A 15,009-nucleotide genomic window follows, 5' to 3' on the forward strand; every position below is an offset into this window, starting at 1 on the left:
GCTCCTGGTAGAGGGCATTGGCAAGGCGTTCAGTTCGCTTCGTCATGGCGCCGTTTCGGGAGGGTGATCCTGGTCGCGGTGAGCGCACCGGTGTCGGTCGGCTGCGGGAGCGAGTCTAGGTGCGGGACGATGCGCTCGTGCACGGACAGGTACTTGCGTCCGGCCCGCAGGTCCGCGTCGTTGCGCAGCCGGATGATCAGCGGGAAGCCTGCCAGCGCTTCCTCTTCGAAAAGACCGGTGGTGTAGACGAGCTGGACACCGAGCGCGGTGGCTACGCCTCGCTGGAGGTCCAGCAGGTAACCGGCCGAGGCGCGGCCGATGGGGTTGTCCAAGAAGAGGACGCCCGAGTGGGAGTGGTGGCGGCGGACCTTCCCCTGATCGTTGGCGCGCAGCGCGGCCAGGGTGCAGTAGAGGATGATCGCGGCGGTGAGGTGCTGGCCGCCGGAGAACACGTCGCGCACCTCGGAGATCCGGACGCGTTCGGTGCGCAGCACGGCATCCGGCTTGAGCATCGTTACCGTGAACCCCTTGGGCACCGCGGCCCGGACGGCGCGCAACACCACTGCGAGACCGTCGCACTTATTGGACTTCGCGTGGTGCTCCACCGCTCCGTCGAGGACCAGGCCCAGCTGGTGCGCGAGCAGGTCCCCGTCGACGGGTGAACAGCCGATGCGCAGGAACTCCGAACCGGTCCAGTCGCCGAGCCCGTCCGGAAGCCTGGACAGCCGCTGTGCCGTTCGCAGCCGGCGCAGAGCGCCGTCGACAATCGCGCTCAACCGCTCGAGGATGGCTGCCCGGTGCCGGCCGATCTGGGCCAGGTCGTCGGCCAGCGATCGCAGCCGCGGCCGCAGCTGCCGGGCCCAGTCGGCCGCGTGCTCGGCCAGTGCGGAGACGGCGACCCCCTGGATCTGCGTCCGGGCCGGGATCGCGAGGGCCTCGAACCGGCTGTCCATGGCGCACGTCGTGACGCGTTCGGCCCGCCTGAGCAGCTCTCGCTGCGCGGCCTGCGAGTCCTTCAACGCCTGCGCCGCAGTTCGGCGCAGCTCGTTGTACCGGTTATGCGCGGCTTCCTTGTCACCGGTGAACGGCTCGACGTCCGTGGTGTCGACGCCGGGTTCGTCGTCCGAGGCCGCGTGGTGCATCTCAATGAGATGCCTGAACGCCTCGGCGGTCGCCTCGGCCTTGGTCAACTCGCCCTTGGCCGCTTCCAGCTTGGCGGCACACTGCCGATGGGTTTCCTCGGCGTCGCTCACCGCGCGGCCGGCTTCGGCCACCAGCTGATCGCCGTGCTGCGCGTCCCGCGGCTGGCGCACCTGGTCCAGGGTGACCGTCGGTTTCGGGAGCTGCTCCAGACGTGCGCGGCAGTTCGCCGTCTCGCTGATCGCGTCCTGATAGGTTTTCTTCGCCGTTTCCAGTCTGGCGCCGGCTGCCGCGATCGCGGCGGCGCGTGACGCGGCGTCGGGCCCGTCGATGGATGCGAGCAGCCGCCGGGCGATCTCGCGAATGTCGGCAGGCTCGGCTTCCCACGCCTGGCGTGTATCGTTCGCCTTGGTCTCCGCGTGCTGTAGGTCTTTGAGCTGGTCGTCGCCGACTTCGGCCTTGCCGTAGGCGCGCTGTGCGTCGGCCAGGATCGCGCGCAGCACGGCGACGGGGTGCTCGGGAACCGGGTCGGCGCGGTCAGCCGTGCTGCCGCCGGGCAGTTCGCCGATCTCACTTTGTGCCCGGACCGCGACTGCACGCCGGTCTGCGGCCAGAAGGCGGTTCGCTTGGATGTCTTCGCGCAGCTTCTCAAGGATCTGCTCGAGCGTTGCCGCCCGTGCTTCGTAGGTGTCGGCCGTTTCGCGAGCGCGTCCGGCGTCCAGTCGCCAGCTGGCCGCCTCACGGCTCCTGCCGAGCAGCTCGGTGAGCCTGCGCGACTGCTCGGTGAGTTTCTCGAGTGCCCGGTGCATGCCGCCGAGCTGTTCTTTCAGCTCGTTGCGGGTCTTGATGACGAGCTTGAGCGCCTCCTCGTCGCGGGTAGCGGTCTGGCCGGCCTGTTCGAGCAAGGCTTCGGCCGAAGCGACCGCATCGGCGAGCTCGCCCATGGTGCCGGGCGGGTACTCGGCACGCCAAGCGATTAGCCGCGCCGAGAGGGCCCGGTCGGCGCCGTATGCCGTGTCCAGCTCAGCGAGCCGACTTCTCCGTTCGGCGTGTTTCCCGGCGATCCGCAGCCGCTCGGCGTCGGCCGCTTCGTGGTCGAAAAGCGCTGGGTTGGGCGCTGCGACGAACCCAGTGTCCGAGCGGAAGGAGAGGTCGAACTTCGCCTCGACCACCACGTCGAACGACTGTGTGGTGGCGACGACCACGGTGCCGGTCGGGTGGTAGCCGTTTTCCGCGAGCACCTCCTGGGCGCGCTCGAGCAGCTCGGGTTTGTTGATCAGGACACCCCCTGCCAGGTGCGGCAGGCGGCGCACCAGTTCAGCGCGAATCGACTCGTCGGAGCGCTCCGCCAGGTAGGTCCAGCCAGCCACGCTGGTGATGCCCGCATCCTCCAGCAGTTGCCGAGCCCGGTCGACTTCGTGATGGGGCGGCAGCAAGGCTTCGGGGTCGTCGTCCCAGACGACACGCGCGGGTTCGTCGGCCGCGTCGGCGACTCGCAGCCCGGTCCGTCGGCGGTCGACGTCGGCCTGGGCCTTGGCCAGCTGGTCGAGGAGTGTCTCGGTGTCGTATTCCAGTATCACGTCGCCGGTGTCGAGGAGCTCGCCCAGCCGTGGTTCCCGGCTGAGCGCCGCCGCGGCGGCTTCGGCCCGCCGCATCGCGGACCGCGCCTCCTCCACCTGTCCCTTTGCCGCGATGAGGTCCTTCTGGGATTCGAGGAGATCGCCTCGGGCCTCGTCGACCTGCGCGTCCAGCTCGGCCAGCCTGCCCTCGCCCTCCTTGATGGCGTTCGCATCGGAGCGGACCCGGCCGGCCAGCGCCTGGGCGTCGTCGGCGAGCGCGGCGACCGACGAGATCAGTCCGTCTCGGACGGCAGCTTCAACTTCGCCGTCGACAGCGGCGGCGCGGCCGTCGAGTTGAGTGGCGAGCGCAGTGGCCTGGGCTGCGCCGTCGACGGCGGACTTCCACTCCGAGGTCGTGGCCTTGACCGAATTCTCCAGTTTCCCGACGGCGACGTCGAGTTCCTCGGCCTCTGCCGTCGCTCCGTCCACAGTGGACAATAGAGAACGGGCCAGGTCGCGGGACTTCGCGTCACGCTTGTTCAGGGCGACACGTGCGGCGTCTTGCCGCTCGCTCACAAGATTTCGCAGTGTGGCCGCCGATTCCGCGGCTACTTCGTGGTCCTGCAGCTTGCGTGTCGCGGCCCAGCCCTGCAGGATCTGCTGCGCTTCTTCTTCAGCGCTTTGGGCGGCTTTTTCGGTTGAGAGAGCTGCGGAGAGCCACAGGTTCGCGGTGCGATGAGCCAGCGCGGCACCGATCTTTTGCGCTTGGTCGAGATGGGCCGAAGCCTGCGAAACCGCGCCGGTTAGCTCGCCAATGTGCTGAACGCGTGTTTCGAGCAAGGCATTTTCGTGGTCGACTCGTGCGCCGAGCCGGGAGACGAAGCCGCGAAGGTTACCGGCGGCCGTGTCGGCGGCTTTGCGGGCTTCTTCGGCGACGGTCCGTTGTTCGGCGAGCTGGGCGAGCAGCTCGAGCAGCTCTTCGACGAACGTGTGCTCCAGTTCGAGGCCTTGGCGGGCCGCTAGTTTCTCGGCGTGCCCGGCGATGGAGTCCGCGAGATCGTCCGAATCACCGGCCGGGAGGGCCGCCTTGAGCAGGAAGTCGACGAAGTTCTCGTCGGTGGTGAATGTGAAGGCGTCGGCCGCTTCGCCTTCGCCTGTATTCATGACTCGCTGGTAGCGGAACAGCTCGGGATCCAGGCCCAGCTCGTCCAGCTGGGCGGACCAGTCGCGATGCTTGCCGGCCCACTGCAGCTCGAGGGCAGGGTCCGTGCGGTAGAGGTCGTCCAGCCGGGCGCGGAAGTCGGCGGCGGTGAGGTTCTGGCCATCCTCGGCGAACGGCAGGGAAGCCACGTCCACGGTGGTCCCCGGGCGCAGGCTATACCAAAGATCGGCCAGCTTCTCCTCGCCCTGCTGGGGACTGCGGTCGCGCCACTGCGATACCTTGCCGGTGATCAGCAGGCGGCCAGTCCGGGTGTGCGTCCACTCCAGGACGACGTGGGCGACGTCGTCCCGGCCGACGAACTTCTCCAGCACCTTCGTGTTGGACGTGCCGACCACTTCACGGCGGCCCGGAAGCACCACCGAGAAGATCAGCTTCATCAGCACCGACTTCCCGCCGCCGTTCTCCAGGAAGAGGATCGAGGCCGGAGACGGGCGCCGGATCTCTTGACCGCCGAGTACCAGCTGCTGGTCACGGACCGCGGCCCCGACGCCGGACAGGTCGAGGAGCACGTTCTCGTACCGGGCGCCAGCGGGGCCGACGGAATACAGCCTGACCTTGGACAACTCATACATCGGACGTTCCCCGGGTTCAGTTCGTCTCGGAGTTCGGCACGGCGAGCCCGCCTGCCGCCAGCGGCGGGACGACACCGAGGGCAAGTAACTCGCGGAAGGCGGCCTGCGAAGCGAGTTCGCGGACATGGATCTGGTAGCGGCTGGTGGCCCGGAAGACCTCGTCGGCCTCTTCGCCGACTGCTTGCAGCAGCCCGCAGTCGGCGAGCCACCTGAGGGCTCGGCTGACCATGCCGCGCGTTGTGTCGCTGTTGAGCCTGCTGTCCTTCGTGGTCGCCACTTCAGGCCGTCTCAGGTAGGCGCGCCAGGCGCGTTCCAGCTCAGGCTCATCGGAGGACGGGTCGTTGTTGGCGGCGTCCCGGCTCGCCCGTTCGTCCAGCACCCGGCAGGTCTCCCGCACGACGAGGTCGACGTCCTCGACCTTGACGCGGCCGACGTACTGGTCGTTGGCCAGGTCGTCCGCACGGGGGAAGCACAGCGCCGCGACGGCGAGGTGGGTAATTCCGTGCAGGACCTTCTCGGTGTCCCGCCGTTCCCGGAGCTTCGCCTGCCGGGCGTAGTCGTCCATCTTGATCTCGAAGACCGACCCGGGCTGGGCCGCCAGCACGATGCCGCTGACCTCCGTCACGCCGAGCACGACCAGGCCCAACCCCGCCGCGGTGGAGTCGACGGCGGCGGCGAACACGTCGTCCTGCCGATAGCGGCGGACGAGTTCGCAGTACGCCACGTCGCGGCCGGGCACGTGCTTGCGGCGCAGGCCCAGTGCAATCAGACGGGCCGGCTGCTCGTTGTCGATCGGTCCGGGGAGCATCACGAGGCCTCCGCGTCGTCGGGGTCATCGGCGGGCACCACGACGTCGGCCGTGGTGAGCAGGAGATCGTCGCCGGTCACACCGGCGTCCGACGGCTCGATCGGCCGGTCCGCGGGCACCGCGATCAGCATCCTGCCGTGTCCGTGCCGGACCGCAGCACCGAGTGCGGGGCTGTAACCATGGACAGCACGCAGGGCGACGAGCGCCGGGAGGTCGTCGTCGAACTCCGCGGCTTCGCGCAGAATTGAGCTGAGCGTGCGGACCTGCCCAGGTAAGGCGAGCAGCATGTCGGTCAGCTCCCGGTGCTCGTCAGTGAATCTCAGGTCGTCCGGGGCTTCGTCGAGCACAGGTTCGACCACCGGCCCTGCTGTGCGGTCACGGTCGGCCACCGGCCGCAGGAGCGTGGACACGAGGGAAGCAAGTGAGAGCGCATCCGGGCTGTCCACGCCGGAAGCGGCGCTGAAGAACTGTTCCAGCGGATTGACCGCTTCAGTGATGAACAGGCCCAGGACGGGTTCGAGTAGCTGTCCGTGCAGGTCCAGCGAGGCTCGCTGCGGCGGCCCGGCGAACTGCTGACGGTCCTGCTCCGCGCGGAACATCGTCCGGGCAGACTGGAGCCGGCTCTGGAGCTGGGTGTGCCTGCGGATGCAGTCCGCGACGATCTCGACCAGCTCGGCAGCCCGGCGCTTGTGGCCCGGATCGTCGGACTCGTCGCGCGCGTCGGTGATGTGGCGCAGGATCGCGTGCTCGACCTTGAACCGCTGCTCGATGTGCTCGAGCGCCGCGTCGAGCATCTCCGGCAACTCGGTGTCCCAGTCCACCACGCGCACGTCGCGCCGAGTGGCTTCGAGCTTCTGGCGCAGCAACTCGCCGTACTGAACTGTGCGGTATCGCGCCTGCTCGGCGGCCACCCGCGCGTCGGCGAGCTGCCCACGGTTGATCAGGTTCTCGAGCTTCACCTCGGCGGCCACCTGGGCCGACCGGACGTCGGTGTCGAGCGCCCCGACCAGCACATTGATCGCCTCGTCGGTGGCCCGCAAGTAGATCTCGCCCGCCGCGCCCGGCACCTCGCATATCAGCTTGAAGTCGAATACACGCCGCTGGTAACGGCCGTCAACGTCGATTTCCCCGTAGTCGTGCCGGAACACCCGGTCGACGGTGCCGACGTTGATCAGCTTTTCCAGCACCCACCGCGCCACTCGCCGGTGCTCATCGGGAGTGCGATCTGGTGACTGAGCAGCTACGAACGGCATGACCCGTTCTTGAACGGCTTCGTGCGCCGCGCCAGTGTCGAAATCCATCGCGATCGTGACCTGGTCAATGGTGTGGATCGCGATCTCAGCCATGTGGTACTCGGTGGCGTCGACCCAGTCGAGCTTGGCCTTGTGATAGTCCAGCTCGTGCAGCGGAGCCGTGCAGGCAAGCGCCTTGAGCCGGCGGGTCAGCCCCAGATCCGCGCTGGCCGCGGAACCGAGGCCACGTCCAGCGGCTCGTGCAGGCTCGTCCGGCGCGGCCGGTTGCGGTCGCGGCAACGGACGGCTGCCCGCCGGGGCAGGAGTGGGCAGGTTCAATGCGACCCCTTCCTCCGCTGCGACGGCCAAATTGGCCGCGGCTTCGGCGAAGTCCCCGCGACGTTCGGCGCGGGGCCCGTCGGCCAACTCCTGTTCGGCCGCATCGGACCGCTCCATCTCCGTCCATGCCGACTCGTGCGCCCCGGCGTTAGCCGAGCGCCGCCCGTCTTCGCCCGACACCAGGTCCATCTACCGGCGCACGGCGATGTCGTCCCCCGGTGGGGATGGGGTTCGCGTTCGCCGCAGAACAGCTCGTCGATGTTCATCGTAGTTCGCCCGGTTCCGCGAGCAGCTGGCGCATCTGGGCGTGGGCACAAGCGAGGTGGCTGCGCACCGTCGATTCCCCGAGATCCAACAAGAGGACCGCTCAGACCACCATCGGAGCGCGGGGCGGGAATGTACGTCCAGTAGCCCAGTCCACATTCACTGGCAGATCCACCCATTCGCTCCCCAAACTGGACGAAACTCCACCCCTGAGGCAATCACACTCACCCCGTGGCATCGGCCGATTTGCGGCACTTGCCGAAAGAATCACCGCAAGAGCCGAACGCTATCTCAACCACCGCAGCTCATCGTGACCCTGGCGCGAGTGATTTCACCGCATTGGAGCAGAGTCCGCACAACGAACGGGAGCCCGATACAGTGCAATGCACCGCAGTTCGCCTGATAGGCCCGACCTGGCATCACTACGCTGATTGATCTTGAACGCCGTGGCGACGAACAGGGCCGCGGGCCCAGCAACCCGCGCCGAGACAACCTGTCGCGGCGCCTCATCAGTAGGCAGCAGGCTCGCAACCGGCATGCTGTCGGCGTCAACCAGGGCGGCTTCGAGCCCGTCGACCTGACGAGCCGCGTGCTTGGCGTGCGGCGGAATGCTCGCACTGCGTCCCCGGCGCCCGGCCACGGCCTCCGGCACAAGCAGATCCACGGCTATGGGGGCGTCGACCCCGCCCACGTCGCGCCGCGTGTACCACTGCCCGGGCTGACCTTCGCGCGCGAAGCCCGCTTCGGTCAGGACGGTTTCGACCAACGACACGTCCGCGAGGAGGGCAGGGTCGAGGCTGAGGTCGGCGTCACTGGTGAAGGACGGGGCGGCCAAGCGGACCTCGTCACTACGCAGATATATCGTCTGGGCCCCCACGACCGTGACCGCGCTCGCCTGCGATTCGAGGGCCTCGAGCGCATCGAGCAGAACCTCGCGGGCTACCACGTTCAACTGGTTCTCGTCGCTCACCCCGTCCGGCACCCGGGACATCTGACCTTCCTGACTGCCTGGTGTTGAGCCGATCAGTCTAGACGGTTGATGGCGTGAAGATCACGTGAAGGAGGGCTGCTGTGCGAGCGTGGAAGGAGAGTGTCCAAGATCAAACTGTGACGAAAGAAATGAACACCCTCCTGGACAGCACTCTACGTGCTGATTGACGATCATGTGGTGTCGGCCCCGGCTGGCCGTGGACGGCGACCTGACCTGACCGACAGTGAGCTGATCACCCTGGCGGTGGCACAGGTGCTGCAGCGCTACGACAGCGAGCGACGCTGGATCCGACACATTCACGCCGACCTGACTGGCGGACGATGTTTCCCGCCATGCTGAGCCAGTCCGGCTACCACAAGCGGCTCAAGACCGCGCAACCCTTACTGTGCAAGGCCATCATCACACTGGCTATGTGCTGTCCGTCGTGGTTCGACGATGCGTGGATCACCGATGCCACACCGGTGCCGTGTGGGATGTCGCGGGAACGGTGAAACGTTCGGACCTGGCCGGACACGCCAGCTATGGTTACTGCGCGTCACACTCCCGGCGATACTGGGGGCTGAAGCTCTACCTTGTCTGCGCTGGTGATGGCATCCCGATCATGTGGTGCCAGATCGGTGAACGCGAGGTGCTGGCCGCGCTGCTGGAGCGCAACCACCACCTTGTCCGTGACGGTCAACTCGTGGTGGCGGACAAGGGTTTCGCCGGTAACAAGTTCAAGAAGCTGACCGAGTCGGCGGGACTGGAGCTACTACGCCCGGACCGCAAGAACGAGACCTACCGCAACGGCAACCTCGGTGGCGTGCGTCAGCGGATCGAATCGGTCAACCAGACCCTCAAAGGCCAACTCGACCTCGAAACCCACGGCGGACGCACCCCAGCCGGAGTATTCACCCGCGTCGCCCAGCGCCTGCTGGCCATGACTGCCGCCATCTGGCACAACTGGACCACCGGCCCGACCAGTAAACGATCACTCATCGCCTACGACCACTAACACCAACTTCACGGCATCAACTGCCTATGGGCCGGCCCTACGTCGATTCGAGGCGCGCGAGGTCCGCGCTGTGATCACCTCCCCGCCACACGGGGCCACGCCGGACACCGCGCGACCGGCAACGTCCGCGATCGCCTTCGATGCCACATTCGAGCAGGTGGCCAAGCACATGCGCACGGTCGGCTGGGGTTCCCCGGCCGAGGTCTACCGCTGCGACGCACGCGGGAAGCACCGGGCGAACGGCAGCCGGACCTGTGCGGTATGGCGCCGGCCGAGCAGACCCGCCGCCCAGCTCTCCATCTGGGGACGCCAGGGTGAACCCGCGCAGGTCCGGTACTGGGCAGGCCCGGTCGTCGATATGGCCGCCCTGTCCCGGATCACCGAATCCCGCTGAGCCGACACCAGCGGATCACCATCCCGCGCGTCCGAAACGACCGATTCGGACGCGCTCCCCGCCGGCCGACCGTTCCCTGCGGACGGTCGGCCGGCCAGACGGACAAGCCCGTCACCACCCCTCTTTCCCAGCCTCGACGACATCAGGAAGGACACCGGCCATGCCGACCGATCGCACGTACAGCCTGCTGCTGACCCTCGACGACAACGACCACGGTCGCAACACACGTCACCTGGTCGCCACGGTGGTCTCCGTCGACGAACAAGGCCACCTGTACTCAGCCAGCGAGTACCGCTCGCCGGAGGAGGCAGCGCTGACCGACTTCCGTATTACCGCCTTTCTCGACTCCTCCGAGGAACACGCCTGGGGTTTCTCCCACGGCTATCAGCCCTACCTGGTGAACCTCGACCGCGCGGAAACGAGTCCGCACCCTGCACAAGATCGCCAAGGGCCTGGACAAGGCCACCACCGAGCAGGGGCACGTGACCGACTTCGCCGACTACCTGTTCCGGGTGGCCAAGATCCTGCGCAACTCCGACCGCCGCCGCGAGAATCACCGGCCAGAGGTTTTCCCAGGTCGACGCGACCAGCGTCCAGCGCTGGGTCCGCGAACAGGAACAGCAGCACGGCAAGCAACCCACTCACGTCGGCTGAGCCACCCCGGTGCTCGATTCACCGCGACCGTCCACACACAGCACTGGAGCACACCATGACTACCCTCACGCTCGCCCGCACGATCGTCGGCCACCTCCCACGCGACGCCCAGATCACCCGCCTCAAGAACGAGATCACCGCGCTGAAGCACCGCCTCGCAGAGTCAGCCAGCACGATGAACGAACTCACCGATTTCCGGACCCAAGTCCTCGCGCGACTCGCCGGTCAACACGACGAGATCGCCCGCCTCCGGGCCTCCACCACCGCTAACCGAGTCAGCCGACTGCCACAACGCACGGCAACCATCGGCTCCTGCGGCTGACGCGATGGCGGCGTCCCTGGCCACCTGCCTGCCGAATAACCCAAATGGCGGAGTCAGTAGCTTGCTCCTAGATGCGATACTTGCAGACGTCGCCACGAGGCGACGGGTAGATGTGGCTAACCACGATCCGCCCAGTCGCAGGGGAGACCTCTAGCCATAACCTGATCGATCACCATCAGTCAACACTCCGCAGCAGGAGTGTGTCTGGAGGTGGATTGTGGTCAGCGAGGTCGTGCAGACGGGGCTCGTCACCGGCATCGTCGGCTCCGCCATTGTGGCGTTGCGCGCCATCACCCAGTTCATCGTTGTTGTGTGGTCGTTTCGGGCCGATGAGGCCGGCCGACGTCATGCCCTTCGCTTGCTCGATGCGCTCCGCCTTCGCTCGGGTTCAGCACGATCGCGGCGGCACCAGTGACCAGGCGGCACGCTTCAACGTACACCCCGAGCATTGTGATCTTGCACACACGCCGACACGATCGAATCACCACGGCACCAAGCTCTGAAACGCCATTGTCCTTCCACGGAACGGATCGCCGTCAACCACCATCAGCGCCAGTGAGCATTTGAAGGCGATGTCTATAGGGCTTTCAACGCGCTGGCCGTTGCCCGGAGGAAGTCCTCAATGACGTGGATTACGCGGTCGCACTGGTTCCCCACAGTGCCCATGTCCCGGTGGCGGCGGCCCCGGTCACCGCGGCCTGTCGGATCGAGCAGGTCCAGTTCATGCGCGATCTCGTTGCGTGCAGCGAAGAAGTCCTTCAACGCTTCCAGGTGTTCGTCCGCGAGCGTTGCGTCGGTCAGGCCGAGAGCATCGCGGACCCTGATGAGGTCCGTATAGCCTTGGAGACTGGAGCCCGCGAGGTCCTCAACATAGAGTTCGATCAAGCGGGTCCGTGGATCCGGATCGGTGATCGCGGCCTTCGTCTCCTTGGCCGGATTCCCGATGAGTCGTGTCTCGATTATGTGCCCCTTGAACCTGCCCTGGGGCTTGCCGCCTCCCTCAATTAGGGCTGGCAGCGCGTCCCGGAGCAATCGCCGCAGACAGGCATCGAGCCCTGCGGAAGTGAACACGATGGCGGCCCGGACCTGGTCAAGTTGGTCCTCGGAGAGACGCCCCCGAGCGTCCTTGGTCTCGGCAGCCTTCTCCCGAAGCACGTGAAGAGTGTCGAAAAGGCCGCTCACGGACTTGTAGGTCGCCTGGAGCCGCGCCCAGCTCGGCTTGACCTGGTCCGGACAGCCACGAGGCTTCCTGCCGAGTTCGGTCAATGCCACCCTGGTCAACTTGGGAATCCGTGTCGCTGCGGTGGACTCGGACACCGGTCACCCTCCTCTCCTCGAATCGGGACCAGGAAAACGTTTCTCCGAACGAAAGGACACCCCCAAGCCGCCACCCCCCTCGTTACCGAGTCGTTGCAAACCTGGAGTTCAGCAGAAGGCGATGTGCATTACCGGTGACTCATGTGGTGGACACGGCCAGGTGGTGGTCGGGAGAATCGGGCTACAAACAGACCTTCGCCGGGTTCATGTGCTTATCTGTGCCGGTCGGGTTGTGCCCCAGGTCGGGGAGGATCTCGTCGGCCTCCAGTAGTTCAGCTTCGTAAGGGGCCGAGCTGTCCTGTGTGAGGTAGATGGCGAGCGACAGTTGCGCAGTGTGATACGTCCCTACCCACATGTAGTGGTTGTTCCAGTCGCCGTCGTAGACCTCGATGGAGAGGTCGTTCTCGCCGTAGTAGTCGGCCTTGAAGGCCATACCTTCCAGGAGAAGCTGTGCGGTGACCGACACGTCCATCACAGGGCGGCCGTCGATGTCTCGACCTTCGATCTTCCAATCGAGCGTGGAAAAGTCTGGCTGGATGTCTTGCAGAGTGGCTTCGTCCTCAATGACCGTGCGAAAGCCGCTGAAGTCGGCATCAGCCCTCCATCGGTCATCGCGCTCGCCAGTCCGGGTCTCATGACCAGAGAGAGCAGAGCACGCCTCAGTCACCGCCTCGATGACCAGCTCGCGCGACGGCTCGACTACCGGCAGTTCGTCAGGTGCCAGCCCGGCGTCGAGCTGTTCAGCCACCTCCAGGTGCTCCACGGCAGCCGCGAGATCCCGCGCGGTCACCACTGGAGGCGAGCAAGTCTGTGCGACTTCATCCCGCAACTCGCGCAGCAGTTCACCCGTCTTCTTCACACAGAAATCGCTAGTGTTCTGGGTAATGAACACGACCTTCGTAGTGCCGTTGGTCTGCTCGCAGACCTTTAGTAGTGCTTTGTTAGGTTGCGCTGACGTGCGCAAACGTGGACGTGCCACGGTCTCGTGCCGAGTGCGCGGTTCAGCGTTCACGCAGGTCACGACTTCGGGGACGCTGGGCACCGGCGGTACTCGAGCCCGGCTCGCCGCCGACCGGACAAAGCCCAGTTAGGACGGTGTGCCAGATCAAGGCGTCGCGGTAACCGTTCTTGCCTTCACCGTCGAAGGGTTTCCGGTTCTCTAGCGCTCTAGTGAGCAGCGTCTGCTGATCAGTTTGAGGCACCGGCACGATCACGAACTGCCGCTCATCGATGCGGGCTCGCAGCATCGGCCCGTATGCGTCGATGCGAGGCTCGACACTGGCCTTGAAGTCCTTGATGGTCGACGGAACGTCCAGCCCCAGCAGCTTGCTCAGCTTCCACAGCTTGAGGTTGTTCAACCCGGCTACCAGGTCGTTGGTTTCGCGTTTGTATCCGCGGATCACCTCTTGGATGACCACTTCGGGAACGCACACGCGCACGAGACCATGCTCGACGAAGACCTGCAGGGTGTCCCAGGCCGGGTGCTCAAGCGCCCAGTCGTTCCAGATGACGTTCGAGTCGATCATCACGGTGATGAGCTGCCGTCGGGACATGAGACGAGCATAAGCCGCAGACTGCGATATCACCTCTCAATTGGAGCCACAGCCGGCCGGATGAGTCAGGCAACAAAGAGAAGCCTAGCCGGTCAAAGAACGCCCTGGTGTGCTCGTCCTCGGTGATGGATGCGCCGATGCGCAGCACGAGGTGCTCGCTGCCCACATCTGCAGCCAAACGTGCGAAACAGTTGACCAGTCGCTCGCCGAGCGTCGGCTTACCCGGCGCGGCAGTAACTAGCAAAGCGAATATCGTCGGTGAGCGGAGGCGTGTTATCCAGGCATTCCAGCAGCGCAGTGACCGCAGTCTTCGTCGGCTCTCTTGGCAGACGCGTACCGCTTGACGCTGCACATCATACTGAAAGTATGACGCCACCGAAGGTGCGCGGCCATCTTCACCCCACCGTGTGAGACACCCACCCGACTGCACCGACCCCGTGCACCGCGCTCGTGATGAGCTGCGCCCGTTCGCGCTCTGGCAACTGCCTCCAGTTGACGACGTCCGATAGGGATCGGTCGACCAACTGCATCGTGCCGGGCGTCAGGTGGTCGCCGCAACAGTGGCAGGCGGTGCCGCCAGCCCCGTAACGCCGGTTCTGCTTGGGCTCGACATCGATGCGCTCTAGGACGACCCTGGCGTCCTATCGACGTCAACTCCAGCCCTTCGGCGACGAGATTGGTCCGGGAGCTCAGACGCGCCGCGACATGGAAGTCTTGGAACTATCCAGGGACTGCGCCTCACCACCATCGCAGCCGACGGACGGACCCGCCACAAACTGCGCGGCCGGGTCTTCAGGGCCGCAAGCTGACCGGTGACGAGGCCGATTGGGTCGTGCTCGACGTCGTCCACCAGGCGGTCGAAGTCCTGTTGCAGATCAACGACGACCCCACCCACCTGTTCGGCTACCGACTCCGGCCCGCCAGCCGGCCACGCCTGGCGAACAACCTCACCGAGCGCCTCCGTGCTTTCCGTGACCATGTCAATGAGCTGTTCTGCACTGCGACTGAACTGTTCATCCCCACCGACGGTGACCAGCGGTGGGTACCACACTGGGTATGTCCTAGCAGGAGGACTGATAGACATGCGTGATAGACATACCGAGAAGACGGAGCGTCATCGGCCAATGGCTCGATGACAGCGAGCGAGAGAGGCGTCCGCATGAGCGAGCCCGAGGAAGTCCTTCAACTTCGCGCCTGCCGGGCCGAGGTCGAAGAGATCAGGAAGGAGCTGGAGGACGCTCGCGAACAACAGGCCAAGCTCGAAGAGAAGATCAACGGCCTGCTGAAAAAGCAACGCGAAGCCAGGAAGAAGCGGCGCGAGGCGGTACTCGCTGCCGACGCAGCCAGGGTTCCACGGTTGCGGATCTCCAAGGAAGTCGGCATGCAACGCAGCAACGTGTACAAGCTGCTGGAGGGCGCAGACACCGGCGATAATTCGTGAGCGCAATCGCCACGAGCACGTCCGGCACCGTGTCTGAACGCTTCCCATCACCGGACGAACACGGTGAGTCACGTATTCGGCCAGGGGCTGACGGGCGGCTCGAACTGTCGGCCCGAAGCGGATGGTGCAGCGACTTCGGAGCATGACACGCTGCCTGACTACTGTCGGCACGCGGCTCCAAGCTCGTTCCATCCGAACCTGCTGCGG

At 66.0% G+C, this 15,009-nt stretch carries 11 protein-coding genes and 1 pseudogene; 5 read left to right on the forward strand and 7 right to left on the reverse strand.

Annotated elements, in window-relative coordinates; genetic code table 11:
- Window positions 1–29 precede the first annotated feature (29 nt).
- The 4 genes from KOI47_RS28885 to KOI47_RS28900 all read right to left on the reverse strand — a co-directional run bounded on the left by KOI47_RS28885 (window position 30) and on the right by KOI47_RS28900 (window position 8,106).
- Window positions 30–4,493: a coiled-coil domain-containing protein gene (locus tag KOI47_RS28885; protein ID WP_216209758.1), complete on the reverse strand. Its 4,464-nt coding sequence runs from the start codon at window positions 4,491–4,493 to the stop codon at window positions 30–32.
- Between the two features lie 16 nt (window positions 4,494–4,509).
- A complete protein-coding gene (locus KOI47_RS28890; RefSeq protein WP_216217629.1) occupies window positions 4,510–5,301 on the reverse strand; it encodes a hypothetical protein in 792 nt (263 codons plus the stop codon).
- A complete protein-coding gene (locus KOI47_RS28895) occupies window positions 5,301–7,061 on the reverse strand; it encodes a hypothetical protein (RefSeq protein WP_232376329.1) in 1,761 nt (586 codons plus the stop codon). Before KOI47_RS28895 ends, KOI47_RS28890 begins: the two co-directional genes overlap by 1 nt.
- Window positions 7,062–7,467: 406 nt before the next feature.
- The gene (locus KOI47_RS28900) at window positions 7,468–8,106 is read right to left on the reverse strand and encodes a hypothetical protein (protein ID WP_216209761.1); all 639 of its coding nucleotides are present in this window, start codon (window positions 8,104–8,106) and stop codon (window positions 7,468–7,470) included.
- Between the two features lie 137 nt (window positions 8,107–8,243).
- On the opposite strand from KOI47_RS28900, the pseudogene KOI47_RS28905 reads away from it, so the two are divergent.
- The 4 genes and pseudogenes from KOI47_RS28905 to KOI47_RS28920 all read left to right on the forward strand — a co-directional run bounded on the left by KOI47_RS28905 (window position 8,244) and on the right by KOI47_RS28920 (window position 10,906).
- A pseudogene (locus KOI47_RS28905) lies at window positions 8,244–9,121 on the forward strand (IS982 family transposase).
- A gap of 70 nt (window positions 9,122–9,191) precedes the next feature.
- Window positions 9,192–9,515: a hypothetical protein gene (locus KOI47_RS28910; protein WP_216209763.1), complete on the forward strand. Its 324-nt coding sequence runs from the start codon at window positions 9,192–9,194 to the stop codon at window positions 9,513–9,515.
- A gap of 709 nt (window positions 9,516–10,224) precedes the next feature.
- On the forward strand, window positions 10,225–10,491 hold the full coding sequence (locus tag KOI47_RS28915; protein ID WP_216209764.1) for a hypothetical protein: 267 nt from the start codon (window positions 10,225–10,227) through the stop codon (window positions 10,489–10,491).
- 217 nt (window positions 10,492–10,708) lie between these two features.
- On the forward strand, window positions 10,709–10,906 hold the full coding sequence (locus KOI47_RS28920) for a hypothetical protein (protein ID WP_216209766.1): 198 nt from the start codon (window positions 10,709–10,711) through the stop codon (window positions 10,904–10,906).
- A 161-nt stretch (window positions 10,907–11,067) separates the two neighbouring features.
- Here KOI47_RS28920 and KOI47_RS28925 read toward each other — a convergent pair whose 3' ends face one another.
- From KOI47_RS28925 to KOI47_RS28935, 3 genes are all read right to left on the reverse strand, one after another.
- Window positions 11,068–11,808: a hypothetical protein gene (locus KOI47_RS28925; protein ID WP_216209768.1), complete on the reverse strand. Its 741-nt coding sequence runs from the start codon at window positions 11,806–11,808 to the stop codon at window positions 11,068–11,070.
- A gap of 181 nt (window positions 11,809–11,989) precedes the next feature.
- Window positions 11,990–12,667: a hypothetical protein gene (locus KOI47_RS28930; RefSeq protein ID WP_216209770.1), complete on the reverse strand. Its 678-nt coding sequence runs from the start codon at window positions 12,665–12,667 to the stop codon at window positions 11,990–11,992.
- A 142-nt stretch (window positions 12,668–12,809) separates the two neighbouring features.
- Complete coding sequence (locus tag KOI47_RS28935; RefSeq protein WP_216209772.1) at window positions 12,810–13,361, reverse strand: PIN domain-containing protein; 552 nt, start codon at window positions 13,359–13,361, stop codon at window positions 12,810–12,812.
- A 1,159-nt stretch (window positions 13,362–14,520) separates the two neighbouring features.
- Between KOI47_RS28935 and KOI47_RS28940 the strand changes: the two genes are divergently transcribed.
- Window positions 14,521–14,802 carry a hypothetical protein gene (locus tag KOI47_RS28940; RefSeq protein ID WP_216209774.1) on the forward strand — a complete coding sequence of 94 codons (282 nt, stop codon included), beginning with the start codon at window positions 14,521–14,523 and terminating at the stop codon, window positions 14,800–14,802.
- Window positions 14,803–15,009: the final 207 nt, after the last annotated feature.

The organism is Amycolatopsis aidingensis, from assembly GCF_018885265.1.
Taxonomy (GTDB): domain Bacteria; phylum Actinomycetota; class Actinomycetes; order Mycobacteriales; family Pseudonocardiaceae; genus Amycolatopsis; species Amycolatopsis aidingensis.